This window comes from Halopseudomonas sp., from assembly GCF_036960865.1.
Taxonomy (GTDB): Bacteria; Pseudomonadota; Gammaproteobacteria; order Pseudomonadales; family Pseudomonadaceae; genus Halopseudomonas.
Genome location: NZ_JBALWE010000011.1, coordinates 135,027 through 150,817, shown reverse-complemented (window position 1 = coordinate 150,817; position 15,791 = coordinate 135,027). Strand labels below are relative to the sequence as shown.

The following is a 15,791-nucleotide window of genomic DNA, read 5'->3' as shown; positions in this document are numbered from 1 at the left end:
TCTAATTGGATAAGCTAGCGGCCATGTCTGCGAGTCGCTCGATTCAACGGCGGCTTGTCTCGCTCCAGCCAGCGTGGCTGATTGCTGCGCTGGCTGGTTTCGTGTTGCTGTTTTTTGGTAACAACGCCTTTTCTTTGCTGCTTGCCGGCATCGCGCTGTTCATTCTGGGCATGCGCTATCTTGAAAACGGTTTCCGTGCTTTTACCGGTGGCGCGCTTGAGCGCTGGTTGGCAGCCTGCACCAGCAGGCTATGGAAGAGTCTGCTGTTCGGTGGTCTCACTACTGCCCTGGTGCAATCCAGCTCCCTGATTACCCTGCTCAGTATCGCCTTTCTCAGTGCTGGCCTGATCAGCCTGACCGCGGGCATCGGCATTGTCTTTGGTGCGAATCTGGGTACGACGACAGGCGCTTGGCTGATTGCGCTGGTCGGGCTCAAGGTCGACCTTTCGCAAATTGCCATGCCGATGCTGGTGCTTGGGGTGATCTTTGAGCGCAACAAATCGGCCGGCTGGCGGGGCGGCGGCCAGGTCTTGCTCGGGATAGGCTTGCTGTTTCTGGGTATCGACCAGATGAAGCTCGGCTTTTCCGGGATGGAAGCCGCGCTGGACCTGTCTGCCTTCGCCGCTGGTGGCTGGCAAAGTCTGCTGCTCTACGCTGCGCTAGGCACCTTGGCGACGGTGCTGATGCAATCGAGCCACGCCACCCTGATGATCACGCTGACCGCTCTGGCGAGCGGCCAGCTGGGCTATATAGATGCGTTGGCGATGGCTGTGGGCGCCAATCTGGGCACCACGATTACAGCATTGATAGCGGCGTTCAGCGCCAATAATGCGGGCCGTCAGTTGGCCGCGGCGCATATTGTGTTCAACCTGGTGACGGCCGTGGTCGCGCTGGCGATTCTGCCGTCGCTGGCGCAGCTTGTGGATACGCTGAGCAGTTGGTTGGGCATCGATGATCAGGCCCTGACGCTGAAGCTGGCGCTTTTTCATACCCTGTTCAATCTGCTCGGTCTGCTGATCATGCTGCCTTTGGTGCCGCTGCTGGTGCGCGGGTTGCAACGTTGGCTGCCGGCGGCCGTGGAGCCGGACGAGGATCTGTCGCAGCAGCCGCGTTCTCGTGCACTTTATCTCAATGATGCCGCGCTGGTGCATGCCGATACCGCCCTCAAGGTGTTGCAGCAGGAGCTGGCGCACCTGGCCAGCCTGAGCTATCAGGTGATTGCTGCGGCCTTGTATCTGCCGGCCCAGTTTGTGCGTGATATGGCCGCCAGCCAGAACCTGGATAGTCGCCTGGCGATACCACCGCTGGCCGCGCGGGAGGATGCCGATGCTTTGTATCACCAGCATATCAAGGGCGTATACGCCGATATCATCGCGTTTCGCAGTCGTCTGGACGGCGAGCTGCTGCCGCAGCAACAGCAGCAGCTGATGGATGACATGCTGTCTGCGCGGGATCTGGTAGAAGCGGTAAAGGCGGCCAAGCATCTGCAGAGCAATCTGCGTAAACATGTCGATAGTCAGCGACCCGCATTGCGCGAGGGCTATCGGCAGTTGCGCGAGCAGGGCCGCGCAGTGCTCTCGGTGTTGGCCCGTGGCAGTGTCGAGGGTGGTGTGGCCGCTGAGCGGCGGTCAGCGGAGCTGGCGGAGGAGCAGCGGATGTTCAGCGCCGGCTTTGAGCGCCATCTGCATGAGCAGCTACGCAGCGGTGAGCTGGACGGTTGGCAGGCGACGTCGCTGCTCAACGACCTTAATTACCTGAAGCAAATTGGTGAGCACCTGCGCGCAGCGCACGACATGATCTATACCCGCGCAGCGCTGCGGTCTGCCGACTAGCTCTGTTGTGCTGCCTGGGCAGAGGGTCTGCACGGGGTAAATTCCAGGCAATAAAAAACGCCCGCTGCGGGGCAGCGGGCGTTTTGGTGAAACGGCGCAAGCGCCGTTTCGCAGCAGCCAATACGACTTACTTGGCGGCTTTCTTCTCTTTCTCTTTCGCGATCACAGCTTCGGCAACGTTGGCCGGGCATGGAGAGTAGTGCGAGAACTCCATGGAGAACTGGCCACGACCGGAGGTCATGGTACGCAGGGTGCTGATGTAGCCGAACATTTCTGCCAGCGGTACATCGGCCTTGATGCGTACACCGGTAACCCCTGCTTCCTGGCCTGCGATCATGCCGCGACGACGGTTCAAGTCACCGATTACGTCACCAACGTGGTCTTCGGGGGTGAACACGTCAACCTTCATGACCGGCTCCAGCAGCTGAGGACCTGCTTTCGGCATGGACTGACGGAACGCACCCTTGGCGGCGATTTCAAACGCGATAGCCGAGGAGTCAACGGCGTGGAAGCCACCGTCAACCAGTTCGAAGTCAACGTCCAGAACCGGGAAGCCTGCCAGCGGGCCAGTGCCCATCAGCGACGCAAAGCCCTTTTCGATGGCCGGGAAGTATTCCTTCGGAACGTTACCGCCAACAACCTTCGACTTGAAGGTGAAGCCGGAATTCGGCTCGCCGGGCTTGATGACATAGTCGATCTTACCGTACTGACCGGAACCACCCGACTGCTTCTTGTGGGTGTAGCTGTCTTCGATCTGCTTGGTGATGGTCTCGCGGTAGGCAACCTGTGGCTGACCTACAACCAGTTCAACGCCGTAGGTACGCTTCAGAATGTCGACCTTGATGTCCAGGTGCAGTTCGCCCATGCCCTTGAGGATGGTTTCACCGGAATCGACGTCGGTTTCAACGCGGAAGGTCGGATCTTCAGCAACCATCTTGCCGATGGCAACGCCCATTTTCTCGGTGGAACCCTTGTCTTTCGGCTCAACGGAGATGGAGATAACGGGCTCCGGGAACACCATGGCTTCCAGGGTGCAAGGGTGCTTCGGATCACACAGGGTGTGACCGGTTTGCACGTTCTTCATGCCGACGATGGCGATGATGTCACCAGCGGTAGCGAAGCTCAGCTCGTTACGCTCGTCTGCCTGCATTTCTACCATGCGGCCTACGCGCTCGGTCTTGCCGGTGAACGAGTTGAGGATGGTGTCACCCTTGTTCAGCTTACCGGAGTAGATACGGCAGAAGGTCAGGGCGCCAAAACGGTCGTCCATGATCTTGAATGCCAGGGCGCGGAAGGGCTCGTCTTCACTCACGATGGCGTGCTCGCCAGTGGGGTTGCCTTCTTCGTCGGTCAGCGGCTGCGGGTTAACTTCGGTCGGCGTTGGCAGGTAGTCAACGACGGCGTCGAGCAGCAGCTGCATGCCCTTGTTCTTGAACGCGGAACCACAGTAGGTCGGGAAGAACGCGAGTTCCAGGGTGCCCTTGCGGATGCAGCGCTGGATGTCTTCGATGGAGGGCTCTTCGCCTTCCATGTAGGCCATCATTACGTCGTCGTCCATTTCCACGGCAGTTTCGATCAGCTGCTCGCGGTAGGTTTCAACGTCGTCAACCATGTCGGCCGGTACGTCTTCAATGCTGTAGTTCTCGGGCTGCCCGGTTTCGTCCCAGATGTAGGCCTTGCGGGTCAGCAGGTCAACAACACCTTTGAAGGTGTCTTCTGCGCCGATGGGCAGGGTCATGATCAGCGGCTTGGCGCCCAGTACTTTCTCGACCTGAGCGGTCACGCGCAGGAAGTTGGCACCGATACGGTCCAGCTTGTTGACGAAAATCAGACGGGAAACTTTGGAGTCGTTCGCGTAACGCCAGTTGGTTTCGGACTGGGGCTCAACGCCGCCGGAACCACAGAATACGCCGATGCCGCCATCCAGTACTTTCAGTGAGCGGTACACTTCCACGGTGAAGTCAACGTGACCGGGGGTGTCGATGACGTTGAAGCGGTGGCCTTTCCAGAAGCAGCTGACAGCAGCGGACTGAATGGTAATACCGCGCTCGGCTTCCTGTTCCATGAAGTCGGTGGTGGACTCACCCTCGTGTACTTCACCCAGCTTGTGGATCTTGCCGGTGAGCTTGAGGATACGCTCGGTAGTGGTAGTTTTGCCGGCATCAACGTGGGCGAAGATACCAATATTTCGGTAAAGGGATAGGTCAGTCATGGCACTCTCTGATAAGCCGGGTGGAAAAACAGGCGGCCAATATACAGGAATCGGAAAAGAATCTCTCGGCTTTTACGATGAAATGGTGTTAAAGGCAGGTTAATACCTGCCTTTGGCTGGGGTGGCGAGACGACCTGGACGTGTTACTCGATGCTAGCGCCTTGTTGCGTATACGATTTTGTGCCCGCCACGGGGCTCACTCGAGCCTCACCGATAGCGCGCGGATCGCTCGCTGCGTTGAGCGTATTACTGGATTTATCCCAGGAAACTGCCTGCATGTTGCCGTAATCGCGGCCAACCGGTTCGATGCGATGGCCCATGGCTTCCAATGCGCGGGTCTGTTCGCTGTTGAAAGCGGCGGCCTCGACCTGAATGTGGTCCGGCAGGTATTGATGGTGGAAGCGCGGGCGGTTGACCCAGCGCTCGACTGTCTCGCCCTGCATGGCTTCCAGTGCGCCCAGTAACACCATGGTGATGATGCGGCTGCCACCGGGTGTGCCGAGTATTGCCAGTTGCTGGTCGTTTTCCAGCATGGTTGGGGTCATGCTGGACAGCGGGCGCTTGCCCGGCGCAATGGCGTTGGCTTCGCTGCCGGCCAGGCCGTAGGCATTGACCCCGGCCGGGTCGGCAGCAAAGTCGTCCATTTCGTTGTTGAGCAGCACCCCGGTGCCGGGCACGGTGAACGCAGCGCCAAAGGGTAGATTGACGCTGAGCGTGGCGGCGACAGCATTGCCCTGGGCGTCGATCAACGAGAAATGCGTGGTGTGGTTGCCTTCGACGAAATCGATCAGTGGGCCCAGTTCGCTGCTTGGCGTGGCGCGCTCAGGGTCAATGCTGGCAGCCAGCTTGGCCGCATAATCGGCGGAGGTCAGCTGTTTTACCGGCACCTCGACAAAATCGTTGTCGCCCAGCAGCGCAGCGCGATCACGGTAGGTGCGGCGCATCAGCTCAACCAGTTGGTGAGTCCATTGCACTGAGCCGGGTGCGGCTTTGGGCAGGGTGTCGAGGCCCTGCAGGATGCCGGCCAGGGCAATACCCCCGGCGGAGGGCAGCGGCGCGCTGATCACTGCAAAACCTTTGGCGGTAAAGCGGATGGGTGAGCGCTCGATGACCCGGTAATCATCCAGGTCTGCTTGCTGCCAGATACCGCCGGCGTTGCGCACCCCCTCAATCAGCTGCTCGCCAACCTTGCCTTTATAGAAGCCATCGCGGCCATCGGCCGCCATGGCGCGCAGGGTAGTGGCCAGCTCGGGTTGCTTGATGACGGTGCCGACGGCAGGCAGCTGGCTGTTGCGCAGAAAGATGCGGTCGGTTTCCGGGTAGCGATTCATCACCTCCAGCCGGTAGCCGGCGAGGGTGCGATAGTGTTCGCTGATGGCAAAGCCATTCTCTGCCGCCGCAATGGCAGGCGCCAGGCTTTGCGCCAAGGGTAGTTTGCCGTAGTGCTCGGCCAGATGCGCCAGCGCTGCCGGCACGCCGGGAATGCCGGCAGCCATCGGACCGTTGATGGCCGGATCGCGCTGTACCACGCCATCGCTGTCGCGATAGAGGTCACGGTTGGCGCTGAGTGGCGCGGTTTCGCGGGCGTCGATAAAGCGATAGGGCTGGTCGCTGTTGCCAGGCTGGCGTAACAGGAAAAAGCCACCGCCGCCCAGTCCCGAGCTATAGGGCTCGACCACCGCGAGTGTAGAGGCGACGGCGACCGCAGCGTCAAAGGCGTTGCCGCCCTGATCAAGGATCGAGTGACCGGCCGCGGTGGCAACGGGGTGCGCGCTGGCGACGGCCTGCTGGCCAGGGCCTTCGGCGGCGTGCAGGGGGGCGGCGGCCAGGCCGGCCACACTGAGGATGATCAGAAGGTGCCTGTTGTGCCGCATGCCCATGCTTACGCCTCGCCGGTGAGAATCTTGTACTTGTCCATCAGCTCTTCCTTGCTTTCGACGTGCTCCGGATCCAGTGGGATGCAGTCGACAGGGCAGACCTGCTGGCATTGGGGCTCATCGAAGTGACCAACGCACTCTGTGCACAGGTTGGGGTCGATCACGTAGATTTCTTCGCCCTGGGAGATGGCCCCGTTGGGGCACTCCGGTTCGCAGACATCGCAGTTGATGCAGTCGTCGGTGATGATCAGTGACATGGTTCAGAGGCTCCGCGGCGCGAGGGCTTAACTGTGGTAACGCTTGAGCAGGGCGGCATTCACATCGGGATGCACGAACTTGGTCACGTCGCCACCCAGCGCAGCGATTTCGCGCACCAGAGTAGAAGAGATGTAGGAGTAGTGCTCGGACGGCGTCAGAAACAGGCTCTCAACGTCAGGTGCCAGCACGCGGTTCATGTTGGCCAGTTGAAACTCGTATTCAAAGTCGGAGACCGCACGCAGGCCTCGCAGCAGCACGTTGGCATTCACTTCCTTGACGAAGTGCGCCAGCAACGAGGAGAACCCCACCACTTCAACGTTCGGCAGGTGCGCCAGTACTGTCCTGGCCATTTCGACGCGCTGCTCCAGCGGAAACGCCGGGTTTTTCTTGGTGCTGGCCGCCACGGCGACAACGACGCGATCAAACAGACGTGCGGCGCGCTCGACCAGATCGGTGTGACCCTTGGTGATCGGATCGAAGGTGCCGGGGTAAAGTACGGTGTTCATGGTTGGCGTGGTCCTGCGGCTGTCCAAGTGAGAGGCAGATGGTAGCCCAATGACCGCCGAAAACCCAGCCACCAAGGCGCTGGCCGGGTATTTTTCGGCTTGCGGCAGCCGGCCGGGATCAGCTCAGTTCTGCGGCCAGCCCGGTGGCCAGTTTGGCGACCAGCCCATAGACCGACAGCTGCGGGTTGGCACCGATGCTGGTAGGAAACAGCGAGCCATCCAGTACCGACAGATTCGCCAGCTGGTGATGTCGGCCGCGGCTATCGACGACTGCTCGGGTCGGGTCTTCACCCATGGCACAGCCGCCCATGACGTGGGCGCTGGCCAGGCGCACGTCGTGGATGCGGTAGCTTAGCTCCGTTACCTGTTGCCGGAAGTCCGCCCAGCTGCGGCTTTCGCGGCCATGAGCATGGGTTGGCACCACGCTGAGGGCGCCGGCAGCGAACTGAATTTCGCCCATGCTCAGATAGGCGCGGCGCACGCCGTCCCAGAGATAATCGTTCAGGGGGTAGTCGAGTACCGGGTCGCCGTTGTCACGCAGGGCAACGGTGCCACCCTGGCTCTGCTCATGAAAACCGTCGCGCAGCAGGGCCAGCATCAGGTTGCTCTGCGCCAGCCCGTTCATGCGCTGCAGACTTTCCTGGCCCAGGCCGCCCATCATCACTGACATCAGGCTGGGCTGCATCGGTGGCACTTCCATCTTGTAGCCCATGGGGCCGCTGGTACCCTGATCCCACTGGAAGTGGTCGGAATAGACCGATTGCGGGGCGCCGTAAAAGCCGTTGATGTCGCGATCGAAACGCCCCAGCGTCATGTTGACCGGGTGCAGGAAGGTGCGCTTGCCCAGTCGCCCGTGTGGGTCGGGTGCTTTGGAACGCAGCAACAGGGCCGGGCTGTTGATCGCGCCGCCGGCCAATACGATGTGCTTGCCGCGCAGGCGCAGGGCGCTGCCGGTGGCGGCGGTTAGGGTCGGGTTCATGGCGCGACAGCGCACTTCGCTGACCCGGTCGCCTTCGAACACAAGAGTTTCTGCGCGCGCACTGTGCACCAGGGTGGCACCCCGTTCCAGCGCGGCTGGGATGGTGGTTACCAGCATCGACTGCTTGGCATTGGTCGGGCAGCCGCTGCCGCAATAGCCGAGGTTCCAGCAGCCGCGCACGTTGCGCGGGATGATTTTCCAGTGATAGTTGAGTTGCTCACAACCAAGCCGAATCACCTCGTTGTTGGCGTTCGGCGGCACGGCCCAGGGCGCTACGCCAAGCCGTTCCTCCATTTGTGCAAACCAGGGCGCCATACTCTCGCTGTCCAGGCCCTTGACGTCGTGCTCGCTGGCCCAGTGCGCCAGCGTTGGATCCGGGGTGCGGAAACTGCTGGTCCAGTTGACCGTGGTCGTGCCGCCGACCGTGCGGCCCTGCAGAATACCGATACCGCCGTCAGCGGTGCCGCGTGCGGCGCCTTCCTGATACAGCTCGGCATAGGCCTGGGCTTCGTTGTTCTTGAAGTCGCCGGAGGTCTTTAGCGAGCCTTCTTCTACCAGCAGCACCTTGAGACCATGTTGGGCGAGGATCTCAGCGCTGGTGCCGCCGCCGGCACCGGTACCAATGATGATGACGTCGGCTTCGAGTGTGGTGTCGGTCGCCAGGCTGGCGGCATCAATCACTTGCCAGCCACGGGCGACGCCCTGCATGAATAGATCGGGTACGGGCATGGAATTCCCCTGAATGCGGTAATCGGTCAGATAACAGGTGGGCCGGGATAGCCCGTCGTGGCCCAGGACAGCGGCAGCGCGTACCAAGACATCATCAGCAGCTTGCTCAGCGTGTTGTAGCCCTGGCGCAGCATCTCGAAGCGGCTATCGCGCCAGCGCAGCAGAAAGGTATTCAGCTGCTCCGGGCTGGCTTGGCTGAGATCACCCCAGATGCCGGTCAGCGGGCCGCGCACCAGTGGCATGCTCAACAGACCAAATAAGTCGAGCACGGCTTTCTGTACGAAGGGGGAGGTGTGTGCCAGTGAGTAGTCCAGCTGCGCCAGTGCCTGCGCAATCGCCCCGGGCTGCGTGAGGGCGGGATGCGGGCCCAGGATGACCGGGTAAAGCGCGCTCAAGATCGGCAGGTCGGAGGCACGCAGCACCTGGAACTCCGGGGCTGCGTGTTCGGAGGTGCAGCCGGTGAGGCTGGCGGTCAGTCCCACGGCGCCCAAGGCGAGGCTGGTGCCAAGGCCCAGTTTGAGCAGGTCGCGTCGGCCCAGTTGCGGGTTCAGGTTGGAGTCCATGGATTCAGGCTCATTGTTCTTGTTGTGGATTGAGGCGCGAGGCGCCTCAAGTCAAAATGCTTTAGCGCAAAAACAGCTTATAGACCATTTGCTGCAGCTTGCTGCCATAGGGCGGATAGATCGGCCGCGAACCGTTGAAGCGCTGCTTGATGTACACGCTTTTGGCCTTGCTTAGCGTCAGAAAGCCTTCGTGGCCGTGATAGTGCCCCATACCGGATGGGCCGATACCACCGAAAGGCATGTCATCCTGCGCGACGTGGAAAATGGTGTCGTTGATACACATGCCGCCAGCGTGGGTCTGCTCCATCATGCGTTGCTGCTCGGCTTTGTCGTAGCCGAAGTAATAGAGCGCCAGAGGGCGTGGACGGTCGGCGATGTAGTCGAGCGCCTCATTCAGGTTGTCATAGGGCACGATTGGCAGCAGCGGCCCAAAAATCTCGTCCTGCATGAGCTTCATGTCGTCGGTGGTGTTGAGCACCAGGGTGGGCGGTAGGATGCGGGTATCGCTGAGGTCTTCGCTGGCCGGATTGATCGGCAGCAGCAGAGCGCCCTTCTCTTCGGCATCCTGCAGGTAGCCCTTGAGGCGCAGATACTGACGCGGGTTCACCACCTGGGTGTAATCCGGGTTGTTGCGCAGCGTCGGGTACATTTTGCTCAGTTGATTGCTCAAGGCGTCGACCAGGCCGTCGACGCGCTCGCGCGGGCACAAGATGTAATCGGGTGCCACACAGGTCTGGCCGGCGTTCATTGCCTTGCCGAAGGCAATGCGCTCGGCGGCGTCGGCCAGCGGCACATCAGCGGAAATGATCGCCGGCGACTTGCCGCCCAGCTCCAGCGTGACGGGTGTCAGGTTGTCTGCCGCCGCGCGCATTACATGCCGGCCGATGCTGGTAGCGCCGGTGAACAGCAGGTGATCAAAGGCCATCTGCGAAAAGGCCACGCCGACCTCGGCTTCGCCGGTAATCACGGCGACCTGATCTTCGTTGAACACCTCGGCCAGTACCTGACCCAGCAGTTCGGCAGTTTCCGGGGTGGACTCGCTCATCTTGATCAAGGCGCGGTTGCCGGCCGCCAGGGCGGTGACCAGCGGGCCAATAGCCAGAAACAGGGGGTAGTTCCAGGGGACAATGATGCCGACCACCCCGAGCGGCTGATAGACCACCTGGGCCTTGCCCGGCTGGAAGGCCATGCCGACCTTGCGCTTGGAGGGCTTCATCCAGCGGCGAATGTGTTTGCTGGCGTATTTGATGCCTTCCAGCGAAGGTAGAATTTCGGCGAGCTTGGTTTCGTCGGTGGAGCGGCGACCAAAGTCAGCGTTGATGGCAGCGATCAGGGCATCCTCATGCTTCAATATCGCAGCTTTCAGTTCACCCAGCTGGCGTATACGGCTGTCCGCGTCCGGCATGGGCGCGGCGCGAAAAGCGGCGCGCTGCTGGGCAAAGAGGTTGTGCATGCGATTGATCGCATGCTGCTGGTCCTGCATGTAGGCGATATCGGCTACCATGGTGCCTCCGCAAAGGGCTGGCTCGGGAATTGGCCGGCTCTTGTTGTGTGTTGATTTATACCCGTCTGCGTCTGTTGCAGACAGATTGTATGAAGCAAGTCAGGTATTTTTAGAGTATTTGCTCTAAAGTGTCAATTCGTTCACTTAACCGGCTATCAGGTATGAAAACCCGCGACCGTATTCTTCAGGCCAGTCTGCAGCTGTTTAACGAGCAGGGTGAGCGCGCCGTTACCACCAATCACATTGCGGCTCATCTGGGCATGTCGCCGGGCAATCTGTATTACCACTTTCGCAACAAGCAACAGATCATCGCTGAGCTGGTGGCGCAATATGAGGCCGAGGTAGAGGGGTATCTGCAGGTGCCGGAAGGCCGCGCACTCAATCTGGACGACAAGGCCCACTATCTGGAGTCGATCAGCCAGGGCTTGTGGCAGTACCGTTTTCTGCTGCGCGATTTGGAGCACCTCATCTCTGCGGACCCGGACATGGCCGAGCGCTATCGCCAGTTCTCGCGGCGCTGCGTTGCCAGCGGGCAGGCGATTTATCAGGGGCTGGTCGATGCCGGAGTGCTGTGTGCCGAACGCACCAATCCGAGTGTGCTGGCGCTGAACTCCTGGCTGCTGATGAACAGTTGGGTGAGCTTCCTGTGTACCACGGCGCTGGATACCGATCAGCAGGAATTGACGCCGGCCATGTTGCGCCGCGGCGTATATCAGGTACTGGCGCAGGAGCTGGGTCTGCTGACCGAGCAGGCGCGGCCGGCGGTTGAAGCCTTGCTGGCCGAATACTATCTGCCGCTGGACGGCATTGGCCTGAGCTGAGCGCTCAGCCATTGTGGAATGCGTCGCTCCAGATAGTAGCGAGGGCGCCATGGCGGCCCTTCGACAAAACCCACATGGCCGCCGTGCGGGTGCAGCTCGAACTCGGTGCTGTCAGACAGCTCGCTGCTTTCCGGCAGGCTGTGGGGGTACACGAAGGGGTCGTTCTGCGCCTGAATGATCAACGTCGGCACGCGAATACTGCTCAGAAAGAAGCGGCTGCTGCAGCGCCGGTAGTAGTCCTCGGCGCTGGCAAAACCGTGCAGCGGCGCGGTGATGCGGCCATCAAAATCCCAAAAACTGTCCATGCCGGCCAGCGAGCCGAGGGCGTCGAGGCGTGCGTATTCCGCATCCAGCCCCTGATGCTGGAACAGACGTTTCTTGTTGCTGACATAGGCCAGCATGTCGCGCATGAAGCGGCTCTGATAGACCCGTGAGAATCCCACCTGCAAGCGGTCGGCGCACTGATCCAGGCGAAAGGGCACCGACACTGCTACGGCCGCGTCCACGGCCGCGCTGTCCCCCTGTTCACCCAGATACTTCAGCAGCACATTGCCGCCCAGTGAATAGCCCACCGCGACCAGCGGTTGCTCGGGGTGCAACTGTTTGACGTGGGCGAGCACCTCGGCGAGATCATCGCTGGCGCCGGAGTGATATGCCCGGGCGCTGTGGTTTGGCTCGCCGGAGCAGCCGCGCCAGTTGACCGCCACGCTGTGCCAGCCGAGGGCGGCGAGGGCGCGCTGCTGGCCGAGAATGTAAAGCGAGGCTGAGCTGCCGGTCAGGCCGTGCAGCAACAGCGCAATGGGGGCGGGCTGCGCACTGGCGCTGTACCAGTCGAGATCCAGATAATCGCCATCGCTCAGCGTCATGCGTAGGCGGTTGCGCCTGAGCTGTGGCGGACGCCGCAGCAGCGGGCTGAACAGCGTTTGCAGGTGGCCGCCGGGCAGCCATCGGGCCGCGCGGAACAGGCTCACCCCTGCCGGCGCCACAGACTGTACCAGACCTGGCCGGCGCGTTTTTCGCGGTGCAGTTGCCAGGTGTCCGGCAGGCTCTGCCGGCCAGGTGAGTTCTCGCTTTCCAGGTAGATCAAGGCGTCTTCGCTTAGCCAGCCGTTGGCCTCCAGCGCCGCGCAAGCCGGCTCGATCAAGCCCTGATGGAAAGGCGGATCGATAAATACAATGTCGTAGGGCTCGGCTGGCGGCGTGCCAAGCATGGCCAGGCCGTTTTCCTGGCGCACTTCGGCCTTGCTGCAGTTCAGGGTAGTCAGATGGCTGCGCAAGGTGCTGACTACGTCGCGGTTCAGGTCGACAGCCACAGCCCAGCTCGCACCGCGCGACAGCGCCTCCAGTGTCAAGGCGCCGCTGCCGGTGAAAAGGTCCAGGCAGCGTGCTCCCTGAATATCACCGCTCAGCCAGTTGAACAGCGTTTCGCGCACGCGATCCGGCGTGGGGCGCAAGCCCGGTTGTTCGGTGAAACTGAAGCGGCGGCTACCCCACTCGCCACCGATGATGCGTAGCTGACCGACCTTGGCTTTGCTCTGCTTCATGGTGCGGCCTCCTCGGTTGGGCTTTGTGCTGCAGCGGCGGGGGCTGGTTGCTTGGCGGACTGCTGGGCATCCTCTTGGACGGTGTCAGGCTGAGGCGGTCCGACGGTAATTACCACGCGCTGTGCCGGGTCTAGATGGGCGGCAAAGGCGCTCTGGATCTGCTCAACCGTCAGCGCCTGTACCTGATCCAGGAACAACTGCATCTGGTTCAGTGGCAGATTGTAAAAGCCGATGGCCGCCAACTGGCCGACGATAGCGCTGTTGCTCGCGGTGCTGAGCGGGAATTCCCCCAGAATCTGCTGCTTGGCGCGGACCAGCTCGGCCTCGGTCGGGCCCTTGGCGATAAACTCCTCCAGTGTGCTGTTGACCACCTCAAGGGCAGTCGCGGTCTGATCGCTGCGGGTCTGCAGGCTGATGCTGAACGGACCGGGGGCCTGCATCGGCGTGAAACCACTGCTCACCGAGTAGGCCAGCCCGCGCTTCTCACGCACCTGCTCCATCAGGCGGGAGCCAAAGCCCGAGCCGCCGAGTATCTGGTTGCCCACATAGAGCGCAGCGTAATCAGGATCGCCGCGCTGGATACCCTGTTGGCCAACAATGACCTGGGTCTGAACGCTGGCGAAGTCGATATGCGTGGTGCTGGCGCTTACCGGTTCCGGGGCCGGCGTCAGTGGCGCGGCAGGGCCGTCGGGCAGCGCGTCGGCCAGGTGCTGCGCCAGTTGCTCGGCTTGCTCACGGTCGATGGCACCCACCAGCGCGATCACGACGTTGCCGGCAGCGTAGTAGGTCTGGTGAAAGCGCTTTAGGTCGGCTTGAGTTATGGCTTGCAACGCGTCGGCTTCGCCATCCGGCAGGCTGCCGTAGGGATGCTGTGGATACAGGGTGGACCAGAAGGCCTCACTGGCGATGGCGCCCGGTCGTTGCTGCCGGTACTGCAGCCCGGCGAGCATCTGCTCACGCACGCGCTCCACGGCCTTGGCCGGGAAGGCTGGTTCGGCGAGGACCTGTGCGAACAGCGCCAGTGCCGGTTCAAGCTTGTCGCTGGCGGTCAGGCTGCGCAGACTGATCAACCCCATATCGCGGTAGGCGCTGTTGCTGAACTGGGCGCCGAGGCGGTCGAAGCCGCTGGCAATATCATCGGCACTGAGGCTGGCAGTGCCTTCATTGAGCAGGGCGTTGGTCAGCATGGCCAGGCCGGGCTGTTCGCCGTCGCGGCTGGCGCCGGCGGCAAACAACAGCTGGATGTCGAGCATCGGCAGCTCGTCGGCCTGCATGTAGTACACCTTGGTCCCCTGGCTGGTGGTCCAGTGCTGCAGGTCAAGCCCGCGACGCGCCGGAGGTGTATCCAGGTCAAGCTGCTCGAGCGAATTGAGTGCCGGCAATGGCGAGCCAAACACTTCCTCTGCGGTATCCGCGTCACTGTTGCCCTCCGGGGTTGCAGCGGCGGGCGCGGGCTCGGGTGCGACGGCCGGTTCTGGCGTCTTGTTCAGCAGCACGGCGATCATCACGCCCAACGCGGCGAGCGCCAGCAACCAGCGCAACAGGGACAGGGGCTTGATCGACTTCATGGCTGAGCCTCCTTGGCCAGTGGCAGCAGGGTGGTGCGGGTCAGGCGTTCGCGCACCAGATAACGGCGGGCGACCTCACTGACCTGTTCGGGAGTAATGGCCTGTAGCGCCGCCACATCCTGATCAATCAACTGCCAGGACAGACCGACGCTTTCCAGCGCGCCAATGCGCGTGGCTTGAGCGGTGATGTCGTCCTGCGCAAACACCAGGCTGGCGACCAGTTGTGCTTGCACCCGCTGCAGCTCTTCTGCGCTGGGTGGGGTCTGCTTGATCTGCTCGATCTGCTCCCAGAGGGCGTCTTCCAGCTGTTGCAGGCTCACCTCGCGTGACAGGTTGGGGATGCCGCTGAGGGTAAACAGGCTGTCGCCACGGCTGAAGGGGTCGTAATTGGTACCGGCGCTGGTGGCGATATTGCTACCGCGCTCCAGGTTGCTCGGCAGACGGGCGCTGTAACCGCCATCGAGTACCGCATCCAGAAGGCGCAGGGCGTGGACTTCCCAGGCTTGGGTACCGGTGCCCAGACTGGGCACGTTGAAACCCAGCAGCAGGCTGGGCAGCTGAATATCCAGGTGCTGCACCAGGCTGCGTTCACCGCCGGCAGGTAGCTCCAGCGGCGTGCGGATGGGCACGGGTGTACGCGCCGGTACTGCACCGAAATAGCGCTCAACCAGTGGCTTTACCGTTTCCGGGTAGACGTCACCGACAATCACCAGAGTCGCGTTGGCCGGCACGTAATGGGCGCGGTACCAGGCGCGCAGGTCCTCGATCTGCATGCGATCGAGGTCATGCATCCAGCCGATCACCGGTTGGCCATAGGGGCTGGTCATATAGGCCTGGGTCAGAAAGCGCTCGTAGGCCAGGCCGTTGGGGTTGTCATCTACGCGCATGCGGCGCTCTTCCTTGATGACTTCGATTTCCTTGAGAAACTCGTCTTCGGGCAGGGTTAGTTGGTGCATGCGCTCGGCTTCCAGCTCCAGTGCCACCGGCAGCTGATCGCGGCTCAGGGTCTGGTAGTAGGCCGTATAGTCGCGGGTTGTCATGGCGTTTTCACTGGCGCCCAGACTGCCCAGCAGCTTGGAGGCCTGGCCCGGCTGCAGGTTTTTGCTGCCCTTGAACATCATGTGTTCCAACGCGTGCGACAAGCCGGTCTGGCCGGGTGGCTCGTCGCTACTACCAACCTTGTACCAGACCTGCGAGGCGACCACCGGCGCGCGGTGATCCTCGCGGATGATGACTTTCAGGCCATTGTCCAGGGTGTAGCTGTGGGTGGGTTGGCGGGATTCATCGGCAACCGCCGCCAGCGGCAGCAGCGCAAACACGAATAACAGAGAGATCAGCCGCAACATGCATTGGATCCTGTGGAGCAGGGTGGTGGGCGGCAACGAGGCGTGATCTGATC

Annotated in this window: 13 protein-coding genes; 2 read left to right on the top strand and 11 right to left on the bottom strand. The window is 61.8% G+C overall.

Translation table 11 applies throughout. The features are described from left to right. Positions 1-23: 23 nt before the first annotated feature. Positions 24-1,832, top strand: a complete 1,809-nt coding sequence (locus V7747_RS16110; RefSeq protein WP_335617033.1) for a Na/Pi cotransporter family protein — start codon at positions 24-26, stop codon at positions 1,830-1,832. Positions 1,833-1,959: 127 nt separating this feature from the next. Here V7747_RS16110 and fusA read toward each other — a convergent pair whose 3' ends face one another. The 7 genes from fusA to V7747_RS16075 form a co-directional block, all read right to left on the bottom strand. Beyond that, on the bottom strand, positions 1,960-4,044 hold the full coding sequence (gene fusA, locus V7747_RS16105; protein ID WP_335617032.1) for an elongation factor G: 2,085 nt from the start codon (positions 4,042-4,044) through the stop codon (positions 1,960-1,962). A 143-nt stretch (positions 4,045-4,187) separates the two neighbouring features. After that, positions 4,188-5,918 carry a gamma-glutamyltransferase gene (gene ggt, locus V7747_RS16100; RefSeq protein WP_335617031.1) on the bottom strand — a complete coding sequence of 577 codons (1,731 nt, stop codon included), beginning with the start codon at positions 5,916-5,918 and terminating at the stop codon, positions 4,188-4,190. Positions 5,919-5,926: 8 nt separating this feature from the next. Beyond that, on the bottom strand, positions 5,927-6,178 hold the full coding sequence (locus tag V7747_RS16095; RefSeq protein ID WP_335617030.1) for a YfhL family 4Fe-4S dicluster ferredoxin: 252 nt from the start codon (positions 6,176-6,178) through the stop codon (positions 5,927-5,929). Between the two features lie 27 nt (positions 6,179-6,205). Next, complete coding sequence (gene coaD, locus V7747_RS16090) at positions 6,206-6,685, bottom strand: pantetheine-phosphate adenylyltransferase (protein WP_335617029.1); 480 nt, start codon at positions 6,683-6,685, stop codon at positions 6,206-6,208. Positions 6,686-6,803: 118 nt separating this feature from the next. After that, positions 6,804-8,393, bottom strand: a complete 1,590-nt coding sequence (locus V7747_RS16085; RefSeq protein WP_335617028.1) for a GMC family oxidoreductase — start codon at positions 8,391-8,393, stop codon at positions 6,804-6,806. 26 nt (positions 8,394-8,419) lie between these two features. Next, the gene (locus V7747_RS16080; RefSeq protein ID WP_335617027.1) at positions 8,420-8,956 is read right to left on the bottom strand and encodes a twin-arginine translocation pathway signal protein; all 537 of its coding nucleotides are present in this window, start codon (positions 8,954-8,956) and stop codon (positions 8,420-8,422) included. 61 nt (positions 8,957-9,017) lie between these two features. Continuing rightward, positions 9,018-10,460, bottom strand: a complete 1,443-nt coding sequence (locus V7747_RS16075) for a coniferyl aldehyde dehydrogenase (protein ID WP_335617026.1) — start codon at positions 10,458-10,460, stop codon at positions 9,018-9,020. Positions 10,461-10,621: 161 nt separating this feature from the next. Between V7747_RS16075 and V7747_RS16070 the strand changes: the two genes are divergently transcribed. Then, complete coding sequence (locus V7747_RS16070) at positions 10,622-11,281, top strand: TetR/AcrR family transcriptional regulator (RefSeq protein WP_335617025.1); 660 nt, start codon at positions 10,622-10,624, stop codon at positions 11,279-11,281. On the opposite strand, the gene V7747_RS16065 is transcribed toward V7747_RS16070, so the two are convergent. The 4 genes from V7747_RS16065 to V7747_RS16050 are packed head-to-tail and all read right to left on the bottom strand — an operon-like array spanning position 11,248 to position 15,738. Continuing rightward, positions 11,248-12,252 (bottom strand): hydrolase, encoded by a 1,005-nt coding sequence (locus V7747_RS16065; RefSeq protein ID WP_335617024.1) that lies wholly within the window; start codon positions 12,250-12,252, stop codon positions 11,248-11,250. The two genes, V7747_RS16070 and V7747_RS16065, sit on opposite strands and share 34 nt — an antisense overlap. Then, the gene (gene rsmD / locus V7747_RS16060) at positions 12,249-12,824 is read right to left on the bottom strand and encodes a 16S rRNA (guanine(966)-N(2))-methyltransferase RsmD (RefSeq protein WP_335617023.1); all 576 of its coding nucleotides are present in this window, start codon (positions 12,822-12,824) and stop codon (positions 12,249-12,251) included. The genes V7747_RS16065 and rsmD overlap by 4 nt, the downstream gene beginning before the upstream one ends. Further along, on the bottom strand, positions 12,821-14,392 hold the full coding sequence (locus tag V7747_RS16055; RefSeq protein WP_335617022.1) for a M16 family metallopeptidase: 1,572 nt from the start codon (positions 14,390-14,392) through the stop codon (positions 12,821-12,823). The genes rsmD and V7747_RS16055 overlap by 4 nt, the downstream gene beginning before the upstream one ends. Next, positions 14,389-15,738 (bottom strand): M16 family metallopeptidase, encoded by a 1,350-nt coding sequence (locus tag V7747_RS16050; RefSeq protein WP_335617021.1) that lies wholly within the window; start codon positions 15,736-15,738, stop codon positions 14,389-14,391. The genes V7747_RS16055 and V7747_RS16050 overlap by 4 nt, the downstream gene beginning before the upstream one ends. Positions 15,739-15,791: the final 53 nt, after the last annotated feature.

Coding starts and splice junctions, on each gene's coding strand:
- V7747_RS16110 (WP_335617033.1), top strand. CDS start 24: ATGTCTGCGAGTCGCTCGATTCAACGGCGGCTTGTCTCGCTCCAGCCA.
- fusA (WP_335617032.1), bottom strand. CDS start 4,044: ATGACTGACCTATCCCTTTACCGAAATATTGGTATCTTCGCCCACGTT.
- ggt (WP_335617031.1), bottom strand. CDS start 5,918: ATGCGGCACAACAGGCACCTTCTGATCATCCTCAGTGTGGCCGGCCTG.
- V7747_RS16095 (WP_335617030.1), bottom strand. CDS start 6,178: ATGTCACTGATCATCACCGACGACTGCATCAACTGCGATGTCTGCGAA.
- coaD (WP_335617029.1), bottom strand. CDS start 6,685: ATGAACACCGTACTTTACCCCGGCACCTTCGATCCGATCACCAAGGGT.
- V7747_RS16085 (WP_335617028.1), bottom strand. CDS start 8,393: ATGCCCGTACCCGATCTATTCATGCAGGGCGTCGCCCGTGGCTGGCAA.
- V7747_RS16080 (WP_335617027.1), bottom strand. CDS start 8,956: ATGGACTCCAACCTGAACCCGCAACTGGGCCGACGCGACCTGCTCAAA.
- V7747_RS16075 (WP_335617026.1), bottom strand. CDS start 10,460: ATGGTAGCCGATATCGCCTACATGCAGGACCAGCAGCATGCGATCAAT.
- V7747_RS16070 (WP_335617025.1), top strand. CDS start 10,622: ATGAAAACCCGCGACCGTATTCTTCAGGCCAGTCTGCAGCTGTTTAAC.
- rsmD (WP_335617023.1), bottom strand. CDS start 12,824: ATGAAGCAGAGCAAAGCCAAGGTCGGTCAGCTACGCATCATCGGTGGC.
- V7747_RS16055 (WP_335617022.1), bottom strand. CDS start 14,392: ATGAAGTCGATCAAGCCCCTGTCCCTGTTGCGCTGGTTGCTGGCGCTC.
- V7747_RS16050 (WP_335617021.1), bottom strand. CDS start 15,738: ATGTTGCGGCTGATCTCTCTGTTATTCGTGTTTGCGCTGCTGCCGCTG.